Source organism: Propionicicella superfundia DSM 22317 (genome assembly GCF_000423465.1).
GTDB lineage: Bacteria > Actinomycetota > Actinomycetes > Propionibacteriales > Propionibacteriaceae > Propionicicella > Propionicicella superfundia.
Genome location: NZ_KE384022.1, coordinates 275,176 through 292,648, shown reverse-complemented (window position 1 = coordinate 292,648; position 17,473 = coordinate 275,176). Strand labels below are relative to the sequence as shown.

Genomic DNA, 17,473 nt, shown 5'->3' with positions numbered 1-17,473 from the left:
CGACCGGACGCCCCCCTAGGATGTGGTCGTGACAGACTCACTTCCTGACCTCAGTCATTCCAAACTGGCCGTGATCGGGGCCGGTTCGGTCGGTTCCTCCCTCGCCTATGCGGCGCTGATCCGCGGCTCGGCCCACGAAGTCGTCCTGTACGACATCGACGAGAGCAAGGTCTCCGCCGAGGCGGCCGATCTCTCCCACGGCACCCAGTACACCCCGTCGCACCTGGTCGCGGGCAGTTCCGATATCGAGATCGTGAAGAACTCCTCGGTCGTCATCATCACCGCGGGCGCGAAGCAGAGGCCGGGCCAGACCCGCCTGGAGCTCGCGGCGACCAACGTCAACATCCTGTCGAACCTGCTTCCCAAGCTCCTGGAGCAGGCCCCCAACGCCATCTACGTCCTCGTGACGAACCCGTGCGACGTCCTCACCGTCGTCGCGCAGAAGATCAGCGGCCTGCCGACGTCCCAGGTGTTCTCCACCGGAACGATGCTGGACACCTCCCGGCTCCGCCGCATGATCGCCGACAAGATCAGCATCGCGCAGAGCAACGTGCACGCCACGATCATGGGCGAGCACGGCGACACCGAGTTCCCCGTGTGGTCCACGGCGACGATCGGCACGATCCCGATCCGCGAGTGGCGCGACCACGAGGGCGAGCCCGTGTTCACCGAGCGGGTTCTGGCCGCCCTCGGTGACGAGGCGATGCACGCCGCGTACCGGATCATCGAGGGAAAGGGCGCGACCAACTACGCGATCGGCCTCACCGGTGCCCGGCTCGTGGAGGCGCTGCTCGGACGCGAGCGGACCATCCTGCCCCTGTCGAGCGTGCTGGACGACTACCACGGCATCTCGGGGATCGCGCTGTCGGTGCCGAGCGTCGTGTCCGGGCGCGGGATCGAGCGGGTTCTGGACATCCCGATGGAGGCGTCCGAGATCACGATGCTGCGCCGCTCGGCGCAGGCGTTGCAGGCGTCGCTCACGAGCCTCGGGCACTGATCGCGCCCGGCCGCCCCTGGCCCCCGTCGGACGGGTCGCGGGTGGACGGGCACGCGGTCGCGGCCCGTCCGGCCACCGGGCACCGGCTCAGGGGACGACCCTGAACCGACCCTCACGAGGCCGTGGTCGTACCGCCGCGCGGCAGGAGCCGGGGCATACTTGTCTGGGCCCTCACGAAGGCAGGTCATGGAACAGAACATCCCGCTCGCGATCGTCCTCGCGCTCATCGCCACCATCGGATTCGCCGGCGGCGCCGCGATCCAGCACTATGCGGTGGGCGAGACCGTCGCCAAGCGCGACCAGAAGACGATGGGGCTCGCCGCGATGTGGCGCCTCATCCGGACGCCGCGCTGGCTGCTCGGCCTGTGCGTCCTCGGCGTCGGGGCCGCGTTGCACGTGGTCGCGCTGATCCTCGGCCCCGTGACGGTCGTCCAGCCCGTCGGGATCCTCGCCGTGCCGTGGTCGATCCTGCTCGCGGCCCGCATCCACAAGCACAGGATCCCGCCGCGGGTCTGGCTGTGGGTGGCGGTGACGCTCGTGTCGCTCGGCCTGTTCACCTGGCTGTCCTCGCTCTACACGGCCGTCGACGTCCAGCTCCACGAGACGGCGCTGCTGGTCGCGATCGCCGCGGTGGCCGCCGCGGCCGTGGTCCTGGGTTTCGCCGGTCACTCCGGCCCGAAGGCGCTGCGCTGCCTGGCCTGGGCGTCGGCCGGATCGGTGTGCTACGGGCTCGCGTCGTCGCTCATCCGCGTGGTGGCCGAGTGGATCACGCGCCACGAGTGGTCGGGGAACCCGGCGTTCTGGATCTGCGTCGCCGCGTTGCTCGCCTGCTACGCGGGCGGCGGCTGGATGATCCAGCAGGGCTACGCGAACGGTCCGGCCGAGACGGTCGTCGGGTCCATGACGACGACCGATCCGTTCGTGGCCGTGATGATCGGTCTGTTCGTGCTGGGTGAGAGCGTCGGGCTGTCGCTCGGCATCGGGCTCGGGATGGCCGCCCTGGGCATTGCCTCGATCCTCGGGGTCGTCCTGCTGTCCCACGACCACCCCGAGGCGGTGGCGCAGCGGGAGTACCTGGCGTTGCAGGAGGCCGGGCCGGCGGGCAAGACCCACTCCATCGAGCCCTGAGCCTCTCCCGCCTGCGCCGCGCGGACCCACGGTCCGGGCGGCGGATCAGTGGGCCACGGTCGTGTAGAACCGCTCGAACGCGCGCAGCGTGGCGTCCCAACTGTGCTGCGTGGTGACGATCTCGTGGCTCCGCTCGCCGAACCGCAGTCGCTTCGCGGGGTCGCGCAGCAGGTCGGCCAGCCGGTCCCGCAGCTCGTCGACGTCGCCGGGCTCGTAGAGCCAGCCGTTCTCGCCGGGATGGATGAGATGGGGCAGCGCCATCGCACGCGCGCCCACGATCGGCTTGCTGGCCGCCATGGCCTCCAGGGTCACCAGCGACTGCAGTTCGGCGACGCCCGGAATACAGAACAGGTCACAGTGCCCGTAGGCGGCGATGAGCTCGGACTCGTCGACGAACCCGAGGAAGCGCACCTTGTCGGGCACCAGCCCCAGGTCCGTCGCCTGCCGGGTCCACACCTCGCGGTGGGATCCGTTGCCGATGACGTCGAGGCGGTAGGGAATGCTCGCCGGCAGTTTCGCGACCGCGGCGATGAGCTCGTTGACGCGCTTCTCCTGGTCGAGGCGTCCGGCGAAGAGGATAACGGGCACCTCGTTCGGCGCGGCCTCCCGGGCGGCCGCCTCGTACGGGGCCGGGTCGATGCCGTTCGATACGGCCACCATGTTCGTCGCGCCGGTCTTCGCGCTGTACAGCTCCACGGCGCGGGGCGTGGGGGCGGTGAGGATCCCGGCGGAGCGGAAGACGCGACCGACGTCCTTGTAGGCGAGGTTGCACACGAGGTCGCGCAGCGCCTGCGGGATCTTCGCGTGCTCGACGAGGTTCTCGGGCATGAAGTGGTTGGTCGCGACCAGCCCGATGTCGAGCTTTCGGGCGAGGGTGCACGCGTAGCGTCCGATCACGTAGTGGTTCTGCGCGTGGACGACATCGGGGCGGAACTCGGCGAACAGCCGTGTCAGCGCGCGGCGCACCGTCCACGGCATGCACACGAAGAAGCCCTTGGCGAACGGGTACTCGTGCGATGCGATGCGGTGGACGACGATGCCCTCGAACACCTCGGTGTACGCCGTGCCCGTGGGGGACGGGACGACCGCATGCACGTCATGGCCGCGAGCGGCGAGGGCGGCCCCGAGTCGTTCGGTGAAGCGCGCAGCCCCGTTCACGTCGGGGGCGAAGGTGTCGCTCGCCAACAGGATCTTCACGGCCCACGGCCCTCCACTTCGATCACCGCTCCGGTAGTCACGACCCTAGCAACCCTGATCGGACGAGCCGGTCGCCCTCACTAGACTATGGTCGTCCCTAGCCCCCTCCAGCGTGGGATGCTGCGGGCGGACCACCTTGGAGAGGATGAACAGGTGAAGGTTCTCATAGGGACTGATACCTATCCGCCGACGGTCAACGGTGCAGCCATGTTCACCGAGCGCTTCGCGCACGCTCTGGTGGAGCGCAGCCACGAGGTGCATCTGGTCTGCCCGTCGCCGACGGGCGTCGCAGAGACGATCACCGATTCCAAGGGGGTGACCGTTCACCGCCGCCGATCGGTGCCGTACCCGTTCTACGAGAACTTCCGGCTCAGCCCGATCGGTGCCGCGCGGTGCCGACCGGTCGTGGAGGACGTCGGCCCCGATGTCATCCACGTGCAGGACCATTTCTGGCTGTGCGCATCGGTCACCCGGGCGGCGCGAGCGCTGGATGTGCCGTTCGTCGCCACCAACCACCTCATGCCCGAGAACTTCTTCGACCACGTGCCCGTGCCCAAGGTGCTGCGTGGTGTCGGCTCGAAGTGGGTGTGGGGCGAGCTCGACCGCGTGTTCGCGGGCGCGTCGGCGATCACCTCTCCGACGCCGAAGGCCGTCGAACTGCTCGAGCGGGCGACGGCCTTCCGCGGCGCGATCCCCATCTCCAACGGGATCGACGTCGCACGGTACGAGGAGGCGGCGGCCCGGCACCATCTCGGGGTCGGACGCTACTCGTCCGACCCGACGATCCTGTTCGTGGGCCGCCTCGATCAGGAGAAACGCGTCAACGAGCTCATCACGGCGTTCTCGCAGCTTCCGGCGTCCCTCGGGGCGCGGCTCGAGATCGTCGGCAACGGGTCGCTGCGCGGGGCGTGGGAGCGGCTCGCCGAATCGCTGGATGTCGCCGACCGGGTCGTCTTCCGCGGCTTCGTCGAGGAGGACGAGCTCGTCGACGCCTTCGGGCGCGCCGACATCTTCGTGATGCCGGGCGTGGCCGAGTTGCAGTCGATCGTGACGATGGAGGCGATGGCCGCGGGCAAGCCCGTCGTGGCGGCGAATGCGATGGCCCTGCCTCACCTGGTGAAGCCCGAGGTCAACGGGTACCTGTTCACTCCCGGCGATTCCGACGATCTCGCCTCGCGGCTGGGCCTGCTGCTGGCCGATCCCGGGCTGCGCGACCGGATGGGCGCGGCCAGCAGGCGGATCGTCGCTCAGCATGCGATGGGTGTGACGGTCGACAAGTTCCTGGCGCTCTACCAAGACGCGATCGAGGGCGTCCGGCACGTCTGAGCTGGGCGGTTCGGCTCAGGGCTTGATCTCCAGCGCCGAGATCTGCCGCCCGGAGCGTGTCGCGAGGACGATGGTCGATGTCTCCTGGGCGAGGGGGAAACGCACCCACCCCTGAACCGACTCACCCTCGTCGAGCGCTCCGGTCAGGATGCTCGGGGCGCGGTCGCTGATCTCGCTGTCGACGCCTTGGGACGCCGAGTTCTCGAACGCGAAGAAGCTGTAGGTCATCGAGCCGGAGCGGCAGGTGATCTCGATCAGGACATCGGCGTACCCCGCGCCCCACTCGGTCCGTGCGACGCGCCAGTAGCCGGTGGCGTCCTCGGTGGACGATTCGAACGCGGTTCCCCCCGCCATGGGGCTCGTCGTCGCCGTGGCGATGGTGGGCGTGGGCGACGTGGGGACCGGCAGCAGGCCGCCGGGGACCGCGACGTTCACCGCCAGGACGACGACGACGGCCGCGGCGGCGCCGCCCGCCAGCCACCATGGCCAGCGGCGGCGTGGCGGCTGGTAGTTGGCGATGCTGTTCGCGCTCGGTGCCTGACGACCGAGCGGGGCGGCCGGGTCGTTCGCGGGCCAGGCGTTCGCCGGCCCGGCGGGGCCGGGCTGAGGCTGAGGTGCTTGCGGCCGGTACCAGGGCGAATCGACGTTCCACGGGCCCGGCTGGGCCGGGGGAGACGCCGGGGGCGGGCCGTAGGGATAGCCCTGCGGACCTGCCGATCCCGCAGCCCATTGCCCGCCCTGTGCGTTGCCCGGCGGCGGGGCTGCGGCCCAGGGGGGCTGCCCGGACGCGGGCCGGCCACCGGTCGGCCACGGTCCCTGCGGCTGTTGCGGGGACCCGCTGGGGTGACCCGGTGGCGGTTGCTGAGACATGGTGGCCCCCAGAATACCGGCGCGGCGTCGTCCACAGTCGGGGGCCCGCGCCGCGTTGCCCACAGGCTCGGGAGCGCAGGGGCAGGGCGAGCGCGACGGGCGCATATCCACGGCATGAAGGAAACCTGCGAACCCCCGCTGAAGGTGACGCGGCTGGAGGACGTGCTGTCCGTCGTCCCGTATCTGATCGGATTCCATCCGCACGAGTCGGTCGTGGCCCTCGTCATGGTCCGCGGCGTCGTCGCCGTGTCGGCGCGATGGGATCTCCCCGCCGGCGAACAGGAGTGGCGGTCGCTGCACCAGCGGCTCAACGCGCTGCAGGCGCAGTTCGACGGGTCGTCCCTGGGGCTGCTCGTGTTCTCGGCCGACGGCGGGCTGGCGCGCTACCTGCTGGCCGCCCTCGGGTCCGCCTACGGTCACGACGTGCTGTTCGGCATCGCCTCGGACGAAAGCCTGTGGTGGTCGTCGGACGACCTGGCCGGCCCCGGACGCCCCGTCCCCGCCGAATCGTCGGTGATCGCGGCGTCGGCTGTCCTGCGCGGGATGTCGGCCCTCCCCACGCGCGAGCGACTGGCCGCGTCCTACGAGCCGCTGCCGCCGGCGACGGCCGAGATCGTCGCGGTCGAGCGGGCGCGGCTGCGCCGGATGCTGCGGCGTCGTTCCCTGGCGAACCGGTACGCCGCGCTCGACGACCTGGCGCGACGTGGGCCGTCGGCGGACGAGGACGAGCTCGTTCGGGCCGGGATCATCCTCGGGACGGAGCGCCCGTGGATCCACGCCTGGCGGAGTCTGACCCTCGACGATGCCTCCGCCCGGCAGGAGTTGTGGCACGCCGTCCTGGTGCGCACGATGCCCGCCGACGCCCCACCCGTGTACGCGCTGCTCGGCATCGCGTCCTGGCTGACCGGGGACGGCGCGTCGGCGGCGATCTGCCTCGAGAAGGGCCGGCTTCTGCGGCCGGGCGGCGGCTGCGGGCTGGATCTGCTCGACCTCATGATCGACGCGGCCGTCCCGCCCGATCGCTACGGGGAGCTCCGCCGGTCCTGGGGTCCTTGACCGAACGCTCCGTTCCTGGCACCCGTCCCCGCCGAGCGCTCCGAAGCTGCCGGATTCCGACCGAATTCCGGCAGTTTCGGAGCGTTGGGCGGGGCGGGGGCCGCCGAAGCGATGCGCTAGACTCGCACGCGTGCACGCTGCAGGCCTGCTTCGTCGCTAGCCGCGCCGGCGCCGAACCGGACGCGGCGACCCCTTGTGCCCCAGGGCGGAGGGGTTTTTTCATGCCTGCTGATGACCGAGGAGACAGATGACGAGCGAACCAGAGGGCCGGGCCTCCTACGACGCTGCGGCCGCGCAGCAGCGGTGGCAGGAGTTCTGGGCGAAGGACGACACCTTCGCCCCTCGGGACGACGGTCGTCGCGAGCGGCGCTACGTCCTCGACATGTTCCCCTACCCGTCGGGGGACCTGCACATGGGCCACGCCGAGGCTTTCGTCATGGGCGACATCATCGCGCGCTACTGGCGGCTCAAGGGGTACGACGTCATGCACCCCATCGGCTGGGATTCCTTCGGCCTGCCCGCGGAGAACGCGGCGATCGCCCGGAACGCCCACCCGGCCGAGTGGACGTACGCCAATATCGAGACGCAGGCGCGTTCGTTCCGGCGCTACGGGCTGAGCCTGGACTGGACGCGGCGGCTGCACACCTCCGATCCGGAGTACTACCGGTGGACCCAGTGGCTGTTCCTGCGCTTCTACGAGAAGGGACTCGCCTACCGCCGTGCGTCCTACGTCAACTGGTGCCCGGTCGATCAGACGGTGCTCGCCAACGAGCAGGTCGTGCAAGGCGCCTGTGAGCGCTGCGGCGCCACGGTCACGAAGCGCAAGCTGACGCAGTGGTACTTCAAGATCACCGACTACGCGCAGCGGCTGCTGGACGACATGTCCCAGCTCGAAGGGAAATGGCCCGATCGTGTGCTGGCCATGCAGCGCAACTGGATCGGCCGTTCCGACGGCGCCTACGTCGACTTCCGGATCGAGGGCCGCGACGAGCCCGTGACGGTGTTCACGACGCGTCCCGACACCTTGTTCGGAGCGACCTTCTTCGTCGTCGCCCCCGACGCGGAGCTGGCGTCCGAACTCGTCGACGACGAGCACCGCGAGGAGTTCGAGGCGTATCTGGCGCGGGTGAAGCAGACGTCCGAGATCGAACGGCAGTCGACCGAGCGCGAGAAGACCGGCGTCTTCCTCGGGCGGTATGCGACCAACCCCGTGAACGGGGAGAGGCTGCCGGTGTGGGCGGCCGACTACGTGCTCAGCGAGTACGGCACGGGCGCGATCATGGCGGTTCCCGCCCACGACCAGCGCGATCTCGATTTCGCGCTGACGTTCGGGCTGCCGGTGCGGGTGGTCATCGAGACGGGGCTGCCCGACCCGGGCAGCAGCGGCGCGGCCACCCCCGGCGACGGGACCTACGTCAACTCCGGCCCCCTGGACGGACTGCCCGACACGTCGGCAGGGATCGCCGCGATCTGCGCGCAGCTCGAGGCCGACGGCCTCGGCCGCGCCGCGGTCACCTACCGGCTGCGCGACTGGCTGCTGAGCCGTCAGCGCTTCTGGGGCTGCCCGATCCCGATCATCCATTGCCCGGCGTGCGGCGAGGTGCCGGTGCCCGACGAGCAACTGCCCGTCGAGCTCCCCGACCTGCGCGGCGCGGCCCTGGCGCCGAAGGGCGTGTCCCCGCTCGCGGCAGCCGAGGACTGGGTGAATGTGGCCTGCCCGCACTGCGGCGGCCCGGCGAAACGGGACGCCGACACGATGGACACCTTCGTCGACTCGTCGTGGTACTTCTTCCGCTACTGCTCCCCGGGCTACACCGAGGGCCCGTTCGACCCGGCCGACGTCGCGCGGTGGATGCCCGTCGCTCAGTACGTGGGCGGCGTGGAGCATGCGATCCTCCATCTGCTGTATTCGCGTTTCTTCACCAAGGTGCTGCACGACCTGGGAATGGTCGACTTCACCGAGCCGTTCTCCCGGTTGCTGAATCAGGGCCAGGTCATCAACCAGGGCAAGGCGATGAGCAAGTCGCTGAACAACGGCGTGGACCTCGGGGAGCAGATCGACCGGTTCGGAGTGGACGCCGTTCGCACGACCGTCGTGTTCGCCGGGCCGCCCGAGGACGACATCGACTGGGCGGATGTCTCGCCGGCCTCCACCCTGCGGTTCCTGCAGCGTGCCTACCGGCTCGCGACCGAGGTCACCAGCGCGTTCGGTGCGGACCCGGCGACCGGCGATCTGGCGCTGCGCCGCCAGACGCACAAGACGATCCACGGGGTCACCGAGGCGCTGGAGTCGGGCCGGTTCAACGTCGAGGTCGCACGTGACATGGAACTGGTGAACGCCACCCGCAAGGCGATCGACTCCGGCTGCGGCCCGGCCGATCCCGCCGTGCGCGAGGCCGTCGAGGCCCTGGCGGTGATGCTGAGCGTCGTCGCTCCCTACGTCGCCGAGGAGATGTGGGCGTTGCTCGGGCATGCCCCGTCGGTCGCGAACAGCACCTGGCCCGAGGCCGATCCGGCGTTGCTGGTGTCCGAGTCGACGACGATGGTCGTCCAGGTGCAAGGCAAGGTGCGCGCCAAGATCGAGATTCCGACGACCCTGTCCGAGGACGACGCGGTGGCCCTCGCCCTCGCGGATCCCGGCGTGGTCCGTGCGCTCGACGGGCGGGCCGTCCGGCAGGTCATCGCGCGCCTCCCGAAGCTGGTGAGTATCGTCCCGGAGAAGTGACGGGTCATACATATGCATTACCCAGAGAAATTGTGCTGGTCGCCGTCGAGGTGCCGGGCGGCTACCTAGACTGGCGTCGTGGCCACTGCAACGCAACCCAGAATCGAGCTCTCGAGTGCACGGGCGTCCGTGTTGCGCGCCCTGCGCGAGCTGGGGGGCGCTCGGACGGTGAAGGAGCTCGCACTCGAGCTCGGGCAGCATCCGAACACGGTGCGCGAGCACCTCGACGCGCTCGTCGACGCCGATTATGTTCTGGCGACGTCAGCGAAACCGAACGGACGGGGCCGTCCGGCGATCAAGTACCGCGCGAACCCGTCCCGCGGGGCGCGCGAACGGGCGTACATCGATCTCGCCAACGAACTCGCCCGCATCATCGACGGGCTCTGCGACGCACCGGAGCAGGTCGCTCTCCAAGCCGGCCGGGCCTGGGGGGCCCGCCTCATCCAGGCCGATCCCGAGGCTGTGTCGGAGGGGATCCGATCGTGGATGGGCCAGCACGGCTGCGTGGCGATCGGCGGCGACGATCGTGAGATCGTCATCGGCCGGTGCCCCATCGTCGAGAGCGCCCGTCAGTTTCCGTCGATCGTGTGCTCGTTGCATGCCGGTGCGTTCATGGAGTACGCGTCGCACACCGGGCTCGCCCGCGACGTGCGCCTGACCCCCGATTTCGAGGGGCGGCACTGCGTGCTCGAACTGGGCGACCCGCCCCGGCTCCAGTTCACGGTCAGCGACGGTTCCGCCGACTGACCCTCGCCCGGCGTGCGCACGGCGGAGTTGCGCGACCGGCAACGAGCCCGGTGCTGCGATGTGCTTGCCTCGGTGGCCCCGACCTCTCCGACGCTGTGCGACGGGTGGGATGCGCATGATCTGGCGGTGCACCTGTGGGCGTTGTCCCACGATCCGCTGAGCTGGGCCGGGATGGTCCCGGGCCTCGGGGGCCTCGGCCTGCGCAGGGCGTCGCTCCTGCGGGACCGCTGGTCCTACCTCGATCTCGTCGCTCGGCTGCGCGCCGAACACGGTGGCTTCCGGTGTATGCCGTTCGACGGGCTGGAGGACCACCGGCACTCGCTGGGTGAGTTGTGGATGCATACCCAGGACGTCGCGCGGCCCAACGCGATCGTCCAGGGTCTGGTCGATCCGCCGCTGGCCGAGGCGCTGTGGCGGCGCGTCTGCCGCGCCGCGACGACGCTGCGGAGGCGGCTCCCGCCCGGGCTGGTCATCGCCGTGCCCGATGGTCGCCGGCACCGGGTGTCCGCCGGCGGGCCCGGGGTCCTCGTGATCGGCGAGCCCGGCGAACTGATGTGCTGGGTGTACGGGCGGCGGGACGTCGCGGACGTCGACATCGTCCACAGTGCGCCGTGACACGACGCGTCCTCCACAGGCTCGCCGCTGTGCCGACAGGCACGTCGATCGGCGTCGCACAACCGAGACATGTCACCGCGAGGGCACAGACGAGATCCGGTTCTGGACGAGTACGTCCGGGCACGGCTGGACACCCTGCTTCCCGGCACCTCCGACTCGAGGGTCGTCCCGGGGGAGCCGCCGCCCGACCCTGCTGCGCTGCCGACGGAGGACGACTCGCCTCCGAGCGGCATGCGCGGGCGGTTCACCGCGGCCGCTGTGCGGGCGCCGGCCTTCGTGCGGGCGCACCTCGTCGTCGTTCTCGCGGTGGTCGGGCTCGGCATCGTGGTGACCGGCTACGTCCTGACGCAGCACCGGACGTACTCGGTCGCCGTGGGGGTGAGCCCGACCGTCACGGGATCGGCGGGGGCGTCCGCCACCACGCCGGAGGCGTCGGTCACGGGATCGGCGACGGCATCGGGCGGTGAAGCGCCTGCTCAGATCCAGATCCACGTCCTGGGAGCGGTTGCCCGGCCCGGGGTGGTCCGGCTGGCGGCCGGGTCGCGCGTCGCCGACGCCATCGCGGCGGCGGGAGGGCTCACCTCCGAGGCCGACGCGGCCGAGCTCAACCTGGCCGCGGTCGTGTCCGACGGGTCGCAGATCGTGATCGGCACGAGACGCACGCCGCGCGGCGAGGTGAAGTCCGGCTCCGGCGACGGCGCAGCCGCGAGCGTGAGCGGAGGACAGTCCCTCGTGGACCTCAACACGGCGACGCAGGCGCAACTGGAGGACCTGCCCGGGATCGGGCCTGTGACGGCGGGGCGGATCCTCGAATGGCGGCAGAGCCACGGACGGTTCTCCCGGGTCGAGGAGCTGCAGGAGATCACCGGCGTCGGCGAGAAGACCTACGCGCAACTGGCTCCCCACGTCCGCGTCTGATGCGCGGCACGGCACAGGAGCCGCCGCGGTGGCCTCCGCAGGGCGGAGGGGGCGACGTCCGCCTGGTTCCGGTGGCGCTGGGCGCATGGGCGGGCGCCTGGCTGGGAACGGGGTGGGGCTGGCCGGCCGGAGCCGGCGCGGTGCTGGGCGCGGCGGCGATGGTCGCGGGATGGGCCCGGCGCTCCTGGCTGTGGGGGGCAGTCGGTGTCGCTGTGCTCGGCGGAGTCCTGCTCGGCGGCGCGCGTGCCTGGCAACTCGCCGCGAGCCCGGTCACCGGACTCGCCGAGGCGGGCTCCGTCGCCGTGGTCGAGGGGGTCGTCACAGGCGAGCCGGCCGAGCGTGTCGGCGCGTGGGGCACGACCTGGTCGGCCCGGGTCCGGCTGGAGACGCTGCAGGCCCGGGGGCAGCAGTGGAAGACCGGCCAGGAGGCGCTGCTCTCGTCGGGCGGAGGGGAACGCTGGTCGGCCATCGTCGTCGGAATGCGCCTGCGGGTGACCGTCCGACTCGCCCCGCCTCAACGGTCGGACGAGCTCGTCGCCGTGGCGCGGGCGAGGGGTGATCCCGAGATCCTCGCCGGCCCCAGCCCGCCGCTGGCCGTCATCGAGCGAGTCCGGGCCGGCCTCAGACAGTCGGTGGCGGAGCTCGCTCCCGAGGCACGCGCCCTCGTCCCGGCGCTGGTCGTGGGGGACACGCGTGGTCTCGACGACGATCTGTCGGCCGCGTTCCGTGCGACGGGCCTGACGCATCTGACGGCCGTGTCCGGTGCGAACCTCACGCTCCTCCTGGCGTTCCTGGGGGTCGCGTCGCGGTGGGTGGGGCTGCGCGGCTGGTGGCTGCGCGGCGCGTCGGCGGCTGGGATCGTGGCCTTCGTCGCGCTGTGCCGGGGCGAGCCGAGCGTCGTCCGGGCGGCGGCGATGGGGCTCGTCGCGCTCGCGTCGCTCGGCCGCGCCCGCGGCAGGGCGGGGATGAGACCCCTGTCCGTGGCGGTCACGATGCTCGTCGTGACCGATCCGTGGATGAGCCGGTCCTGGGGATTCGCGCTGTCGGTGCTCGCCACCGGCGGCATCGTGTGGTGGTCGGGGCGGTGGGCCGACCGGCTCGCGGCCTGGCTGTGGCGACCTGCCGCCGAGGCGCTGACGATCACGATGGCCGCGCAGCTCGCCACGCAGCCCGCGATCGCGGCGCTGTCGGGACAGGTGTCGCTGGTGTCGCTGCCGGCGAATCTGGTGGCCGGTCCGCTGGTGGGGCCCGCCACCGTGCTCGGGTTCCTGGCCGCCGGGCTCGCGGTGCCGATGCCCGCCCTCGCCGCCGTGTTCGGCTGGGCGGCCGGCTGGTGCGCGCTCGGCATCGTCCACGTGGCCCGGATCCTGGCCGCTGCCCCCGGTGCACAGATGTCGTGGCCGGCCGGCGGCGGCTCGCTGGCCGTCCTCACCCTGGCGTGCGTGTGGATGGCCGTCGCACTCCCGCGCCTGTTGGCGACCGGCCGCCGCGCCGTCACGATCCTCCTCGCGCTGGCCGTGGTCGCCCTCGTCGGGCCCGTGCACCCGGGATGGCCGCCGGGGGACTGGCGGGTCGCGGCCTGCGACGTCGGGCAGGGGGACGCCTTCCTGATCCGGGCAGGGCCCCGGGCCGCGGTGATGGTCGACACGGGCCCGGAGCCCGCGCTCGTGGACGCCTGCCTCCGGTCGCTGGGCATCGCGGAGGTGCCCGTCCTCGTGCTCACCCACGACCACGCCGATCACATCGGCGGGCTCGACGGAGTCCTGAGCCGCACGGTCGCGGGAATCGTCCTCGTCAACGAGGTCGGCTCCGGCGGCGCCGCGCGACGAGCCATCGCGGCGACCCTCGACGACGCCGGCGTCGAACGCCGGACGGCCGCGACCGGCGACGTGCTGAGCGTGGGCGCGGTGACCGTGCAGGTCGTCGATGCCCCGTCGCCGGCGCTCACGGCGTCGGGCTCCGACGACGAGGAGTCGGCCGACGAGAACGACGCGAGCCTCGCGGTGCTCATCCGGCAGACCGACGGCACGGGCACGACGCTGGCCATGCTGTGCGCGGGCGACCGGGAGCCCGCCGGGCAGGCGCGGCTGCTGGCCCGAGGCGTGCCGAAGGTGGATGTCCTGGCGGTGCCGCACCACGGATCGCGGCGCCAGCACGCGCCCTACCTCGCGACGACCGGCGCCAGGGTCGCCCTCATCTCGGTGGGGGAGGACAACCCGTACGGGCATCCCGCGCGATCCACCGTCGCGACCTTGGAGAACGCCGGCATGCGGGTCTTCCGCACCGATCTGGGCGGCACCGTCGCGGTGTCCGGTCCGGTCGATCGGCTGACCGTCGCCTCGGCGGGATGACGGCTCCGTTCCCGTCGCGGGCGGCGGTGCGTCGGTGGTGGATGGCATGCTTGGGCTCGTGCCTGCACAGTCCCTTCTCGGTCGTGTCGTCTTCGTCAACGGCGCCGAGTCGTTCCTCGCGTCGAGGGCGGTCGACGGAATGGTGAAAGACCTCGCGGCCGCCGCGCCGGCGCTGAACGCCAACGTCGTCGAGGCCGCCGAGATCGCCGACGCGGGTCGTCTCGTCGAGCTGACGGGCGGATCGCTCCTCGCCGAGACCACGGCGACCGTCGTCTGGGGGATCGGCTCCCTGCCGGCCGATCTGCACGAGCCGCTGCTGAGCCTGGTGCGCAACCCGCCCGGAGAGACCGCGCTCATCCTCGTCCACACGGGCGGCCAGGCGGGGCGCTCACTGGTCGACAAGGTCCGCAAGGCTGCCGACGAGGTGGTCGACTGCACGCCGGTGAAGGCGTGGGAACTGCCCCAGTTCGTCGCCGGCGAGGCGCGTCGCGCCGGCGGCCGGATCGATCACGAGGCCGCCGCGATCGTCGTGGACGCCGTGGGCTCCGACCTGCGGGCGCTGAGCTCGGCCGTGGCCCAGTTGCTGAGCGATGCCGACGACGGGACGATCCGCGAGTCCAACGTGCGGCGGTACTTCGCCGGGAGGGCCGAGGTGACCTCGTTCGCCGTCGCCGATGCCGTGATGGCCGGGCAGACCGTCACGGCGCTGGAACGGCTCCGGTGGGCGCTGGCCACAGGTGTCGCCCCGGTTCTCGTCAGCAGCGCGCTCGCCGCGGGGCTGCGCAGTCTGGGCAAGTATTTCGGGGCCCGCGGTGGCGGCCGCGACGCCGACCTCGCCCGAGAGATCGGCGTGCCGCCCTGGAAGATCAAGGATCTCGCGAAGCAGTCGCGCGCATGGACCCCCGAAGGGGTGGCCGCGTCCATCCGGGCCGTCGCCGTCGCCGACGCGGCGATCAAGGGGGCCGAGAGCGACCCCGACTATGCGCTCGAACAGCTCGTGCTCACCGTGATCGCGCAGCGGTCCGCCTGACAGGGGCCGCGAACCCTGCCGGACGCCGGGATGGACCGGTCGTGCTCCGGGCACGCCAAAACGCCGCCCCGGGCGGAGCGGCGTTCACAGTCCTCGACGGCCGCCCGCGAGGGCGGCGCGTGCGATCAGAGCTGGGCGGCTGCCGAAGCGATCGCGGACTTGCGGTTCGCGGCCTGGTTGGCGTGGATGACGCCCTTCGAGACGGCCTTGTCGAGCTGGCGGCACGCGACGCGAGCCAGCTCCTGCGCCTTCTCGGCGTCGCCGGCCTCGGCGGCCTCGCGGAACTTGCGCACGTCGGTGCGCAGGGCGGACTTGACGGCCTTGTTGCGCAGGCGGGCCTTCTCGTTCGTCTTGATCCGCTTCATCTGGGACTTGATGTTCGCCACGGCTACCTTCGGTTCGAGCTCAAGGGTTTGACGCGCCACGCTGGACGCGGTGTGCCACGTTACCATCGGCGTCGGCGCCGAGCCAAACCCGTGGCGGACGGCGTTGTGCCGGATGCGGAGCGTCGCGCCCGCCGTGAGAAGATAGGCCGTCCAGCACAGCGCGACAAGTGGGAGTAATGGGAACACCGCAACCGGGCCGCACCGATCAGGCCGTGATCAGGAACTTCTCGATCATCGCGCACATCGACCACGGGAAGTCGACCCTGGCTGACCGGATGCTCCAGTTGACCGGCGTCGTCGACGAGCGTTCCATGCGTGCGCAATACCTCGACCGCATGGACATCGAACGCGAGCGGGGCATCACGATCAAGTCCCAGGCCGTCCGGATGCCGTGGCGGGTCGACGGCACGACCTACGTCCTCAACATGATCGACACCCCCGGCCACGTGGACTTCACCTACGAGGTGTCCCGGTCGCTGGCGGCGTGCGAGGGCGCGCTGCTGCTCGTGGACGCCGCGCAGGGCATCGAGGCGCAGACACTGGCGAACCTGTACCTGGCACTCGACGCCGACCTGCACATCATTCCGGTGCTCAACAAGATCGACCTGCCGAGCGCGCAGCCCGAGAAGTTCGCGGCCGAGATCTCCCACCTCGTCGGGTGCGACCCCAGCGAGGTGTTCCAGGTGTCCGCCAAGACCGGAGAGGGCGTGGCCGACCTGCTCGACGCGATCGTCGCGCAGGTGCCGGCCCCGGCCGGCGATCCCGCAGGCCCGGCTCGCGCCCTCATCTTCGACTCCGTGTACGACACCTACCGCGGGGTCGTCACCTACGTGCGGGTCGTGGACGGCGAGCTGTCGCACCGCGAACGCGTGCTGATGATGTCCACGAAGGCGACGCACGAGACGCTGGAGGTCGGCGTCATCTCCCCCGAACCCCTGAAGTCCGGCGGCCTGGGTGCAGGAGAGGTCGGCTACCTCATCACCGGCGTGAAGGATGTCCGCCAGTCCCGGGTCGGCGACACCGTCACCGCGGTGTCGCGCCCGGCGACCGAACCGCTCGGCGGCTACCGGCACCCGAACCCGATGGTCTTCGCCGGCCTGTACCCGATCGACGGCGCCGACTTCCCCGAGCTTCGCGAGGCCCTGGACAAGCTGCAGCTCAACGACGCCGCGCTGGTCTACGAGCCCGAGACATCCGGGGCCCTCGGCTTCGGCTTTCGCGTCGGGTTCCTCGGTCTGCTGCACATGGAGATCGTCCGCGAGCGGCTGGAGCGCGAGTTCGGCCTCGACCTCATCTCCACCGCGCCGAACGTCGTCTACCGCGTCATCATGGAAGACGGCACCGAGGTCCAGGTCACCAATCCGTCGGAGTTTCCCGACGGCAAGGTGGCCACGGTCTACGAACCGGTGGTGAAGGCGACGATCCTCAGCCCCGCCGAGTACATCGGGACGATCCTCGAACTGTGCCAGGCGCGTCGCGGCACCCAGCAGGGTCTCGACTATCTCTCGGAGGACCGGGTCGAGATCCGCTACATCCTGCCGCTCGCCGAGATCGTGTTCGACTTCTTCGACCAGTTGAAGTCCCGCACCAAGGGGTACGCGAGCCTCGACTACGAACCGTTCGAGGAGCAGCCCGGCGAGCTGGTGAAGGTCGACATCCTGCTCCACGGCGACCCCGTGGACGCGTTCAGCGCGATCGTCCACAAGGACAAGGCCTACAGCTACGGGCTGGCGATGGCCGCCAAGCTGAAGGAACTCATCCCGCGGCAGCAGTTCGAGATCCCCATCCAGGCCGCCATCGGATCGCGGGTCATCGCCCGCGAGACCGTCCGTGCCCTCCGCAAGGATGTCCTCGCCAAGTGTTACGGCGGCGACATCACACGCAAGCGGAAGCTGCTGGAGAAGCAGAAAGAGGGCAAGAAGCGGATGAAGGTCGTCGGCCGGGTCGAGGTGCCCCAGGAGGCCTTCGTCGCCGCATTGTCCACGGGGGATGCCGGCCGCGACCGCTCGTAGAGCCCGCCCCCGCCGGATGCTTGAGCCTGCCCCCACCGGTCCTTGAGCTTGTCCCCACCGGTCCTTGAGCTTGCCCCCACCGGTCCTTGAGCTTGTCGAAAGGACGGGCTTGTGC

At 71.1% G+C, this 17,473-nt stretch carries 14 protein-coding genes; 11 read left to right on the top strand and 3 right to left on the bottom strand.

Annotated features, from left to right (window positions below; all coding sequences use genetic code 11):
• The first annotated feature begins 28 nt into the window (after positions 1-28).
• Positions 29-997: an L-lactate dehydrogenase gene (locus tag G555_RS0114935; RefSeq protein ID WP_028709490.1), complete on the top strand. Its 969-nt coding sequence runs from the start codon at positions 29-31 to the stop codon at positions 995-997.
• A gap of 186 nt (positions 998-1,183) precedes the next feature.
• Positions 1,184-2,125: a DMT family protein gene (locus G555_RS20365; RefSeq protein ID WP_051209351.1), complete on the top strand. Its 942-nt coding sequence runs from the start codon at positions 1,184-1,186 to the stop codon at positions 2,123-2,125.
• Positions 2,126-2,170: 45 nt separating this feature from the next.
• On the opposite strand, the gene G555_RS0114925 is transcribed toward G555_RS20365, so the two are convergent.
• Positions 2,171-3,322: a glycosyltransferase gene (locus G555_RS0114925; RefSeq protein ID WP_028709489.1), complete on the bottom strand. Its 1,152-nt coding sequence runs from the start codon at positions 3,320-3,322 to the stop codon at positions 2,171-2,173.
• Between the two features lie 153 nt (positions 3,323-3,475).
• Between G555_RS0114925 and G555_RS20360 the strand changes: the two genes are divergently transcribed.
• On the top strand, positions 3,476-4,648 hold the full coding sequence (locus G555_RS20360; protein ID WP_036923208.1) for a glycosyltransferase: 1,173 nt from the start codon (positions 3,476-3,478) through the stop codon (positions 4,646-4,648).
• Positions 4,649-4,663: 15 nt separating this feature from the next.
• On the opposite strand, the gene G555_RS22025 is transcribed toward G555_RS20360, so the two are convergent.
• On the bottom strand, positions 4,664-5,518 hold the full coding sequence (locus tag G555_RS22025; protein ID WP_084635307.1) for a hypothetical protein: 855 nt from the start codon (positions 5,516-5,518) through the stop codon (positions 4,664-4,666).
• Between the two features lie 114 nt (positions 5,519-5,632).
• Between G555_RS22025 and G555_RS21475 the strand changes: the two genes are divergently transcribed.
• The 7 genes from G555_RS21475 (at position 5,633) to holA (ending at position 14,960) form a co-directional block, all read left to right on the top strand.
• The gene (locus tag G555_RS21475; protein ID WP_084635306.1) at positions 5,633-6,574 is read left to right on the top strand and encodes a DUF4192 domain-containing protein; all 942 of its coding nucleotides are present in this window, start codon (positions 5,633-5,635) and stop codon (positions 6,572-6,574) included.
• A gap of 247 nt (positions 6,575-6,821) precedes the next feature.
• Positions 6,822-9,299: a leucine--tRNA ligase gene (leuS, locus tag G555_RS0114900; RefSeq protein ID WP_028709486.1), complete on the top strand. Its 2,478-nt coding sequence runs from the start codon at positions 6,822-6,824 to the stop codon at positions 9,297-9,299.
• 78 nt (positions 9,300-9,377) lie between these two features.
• On the top strand, positions 9,378-10,046 hold the full coding sequence (locus tag G555_RS20345) for a helix-turn-helix transcriptional regulator (RefSeq protein WP_084635305.1): 669 nt from the start codon (positions 9,378-9,380) through the stop codon (positions 10,044-10,046).
• 12 nt (positions 10,047-10,058) lie between these two features.
• Positions 10,059-10,661: a maleylpyruvate isomerase family mycothiol-dependent enzyme gene (locus tag G555_RS0114890; protein ID WP_084635304.1), complete on the top strand. Its 603-nt coding sequence runs from the start codon at positions 10,059-10,061 to the stop codon at positions 10,659-10,661.
• Between the two features lie 69 nt (positions 10,662-10,730).
• Positions 10,731-11,579: a helix-hairpin-helix domain-containing protein gene (locus tag G555_RS20340; RefSeq protein ID WP_051209346.1), complete on the top strand. Its 849-nt coding sequence runs from the start codon at positions 10,731-10,733 to the stop codon at positions 11,577-11,579.
• A gap of 71 nt (positions 11,580-11,650) precedes the next feature.
• Positions 11,651-13,930: a ComEC/Rec2 family competence protein gene (locus tag G555_RS20335; RefSeq protein ID WP_169337933.1), complete on the top strand. Its 2,280-nt coding sequence runs from the start codon at positions 11,651-11,653 to the stop codon at positions 13,928-13,930.
• Positions 13,931-13,988: 58 nt separating this feature from the next.
• The gene (gene holA, locus G555_RS0114875; protein WP_245581292.1) at positions 13,989-14,960 is read left to right on the top strand and encodes a DNA polymerase III subunit delta; all 972 of its coding nucleotides are present in this window, start codon (positions 13,989-13,991) and stop codon (positions 14,958-14,960) included.
• 125 nt (positions 14,961-15,085) lie between these two features.
• Here the strand turns inward: holA and rpsT are convergent, their stop codons facing one another.
• Positions 15,086-15,346, bottom strand: a complete 261-nt coding sequence (rpsT, locus tag G555_RS0114870; protein WP_028709483.1) for a 30S ribosomal protein S20 — start codon at positions 15,344-15,346, stop codon at positions 15,086-15,088.
• 176 nt (positions 15,347-15,522) lie between these two features.
• Here rpsT and lepA point away from each other — a divergent pair, with 176 nt between their 5' ends.
• Positions 15,523-17,358: a translation elongation factor 4 gene (lepA, locus tag G555_RS0114865; protein ID WP_028709482.1), complete on the top strand. Its 1,836-nt coding sequence runs from the start codon at positions 15,523-15,525 to the stop codon at positions 17,356-17,358.
• Positions 17,359-17,473: the final 115 nt, after the last annotated feature.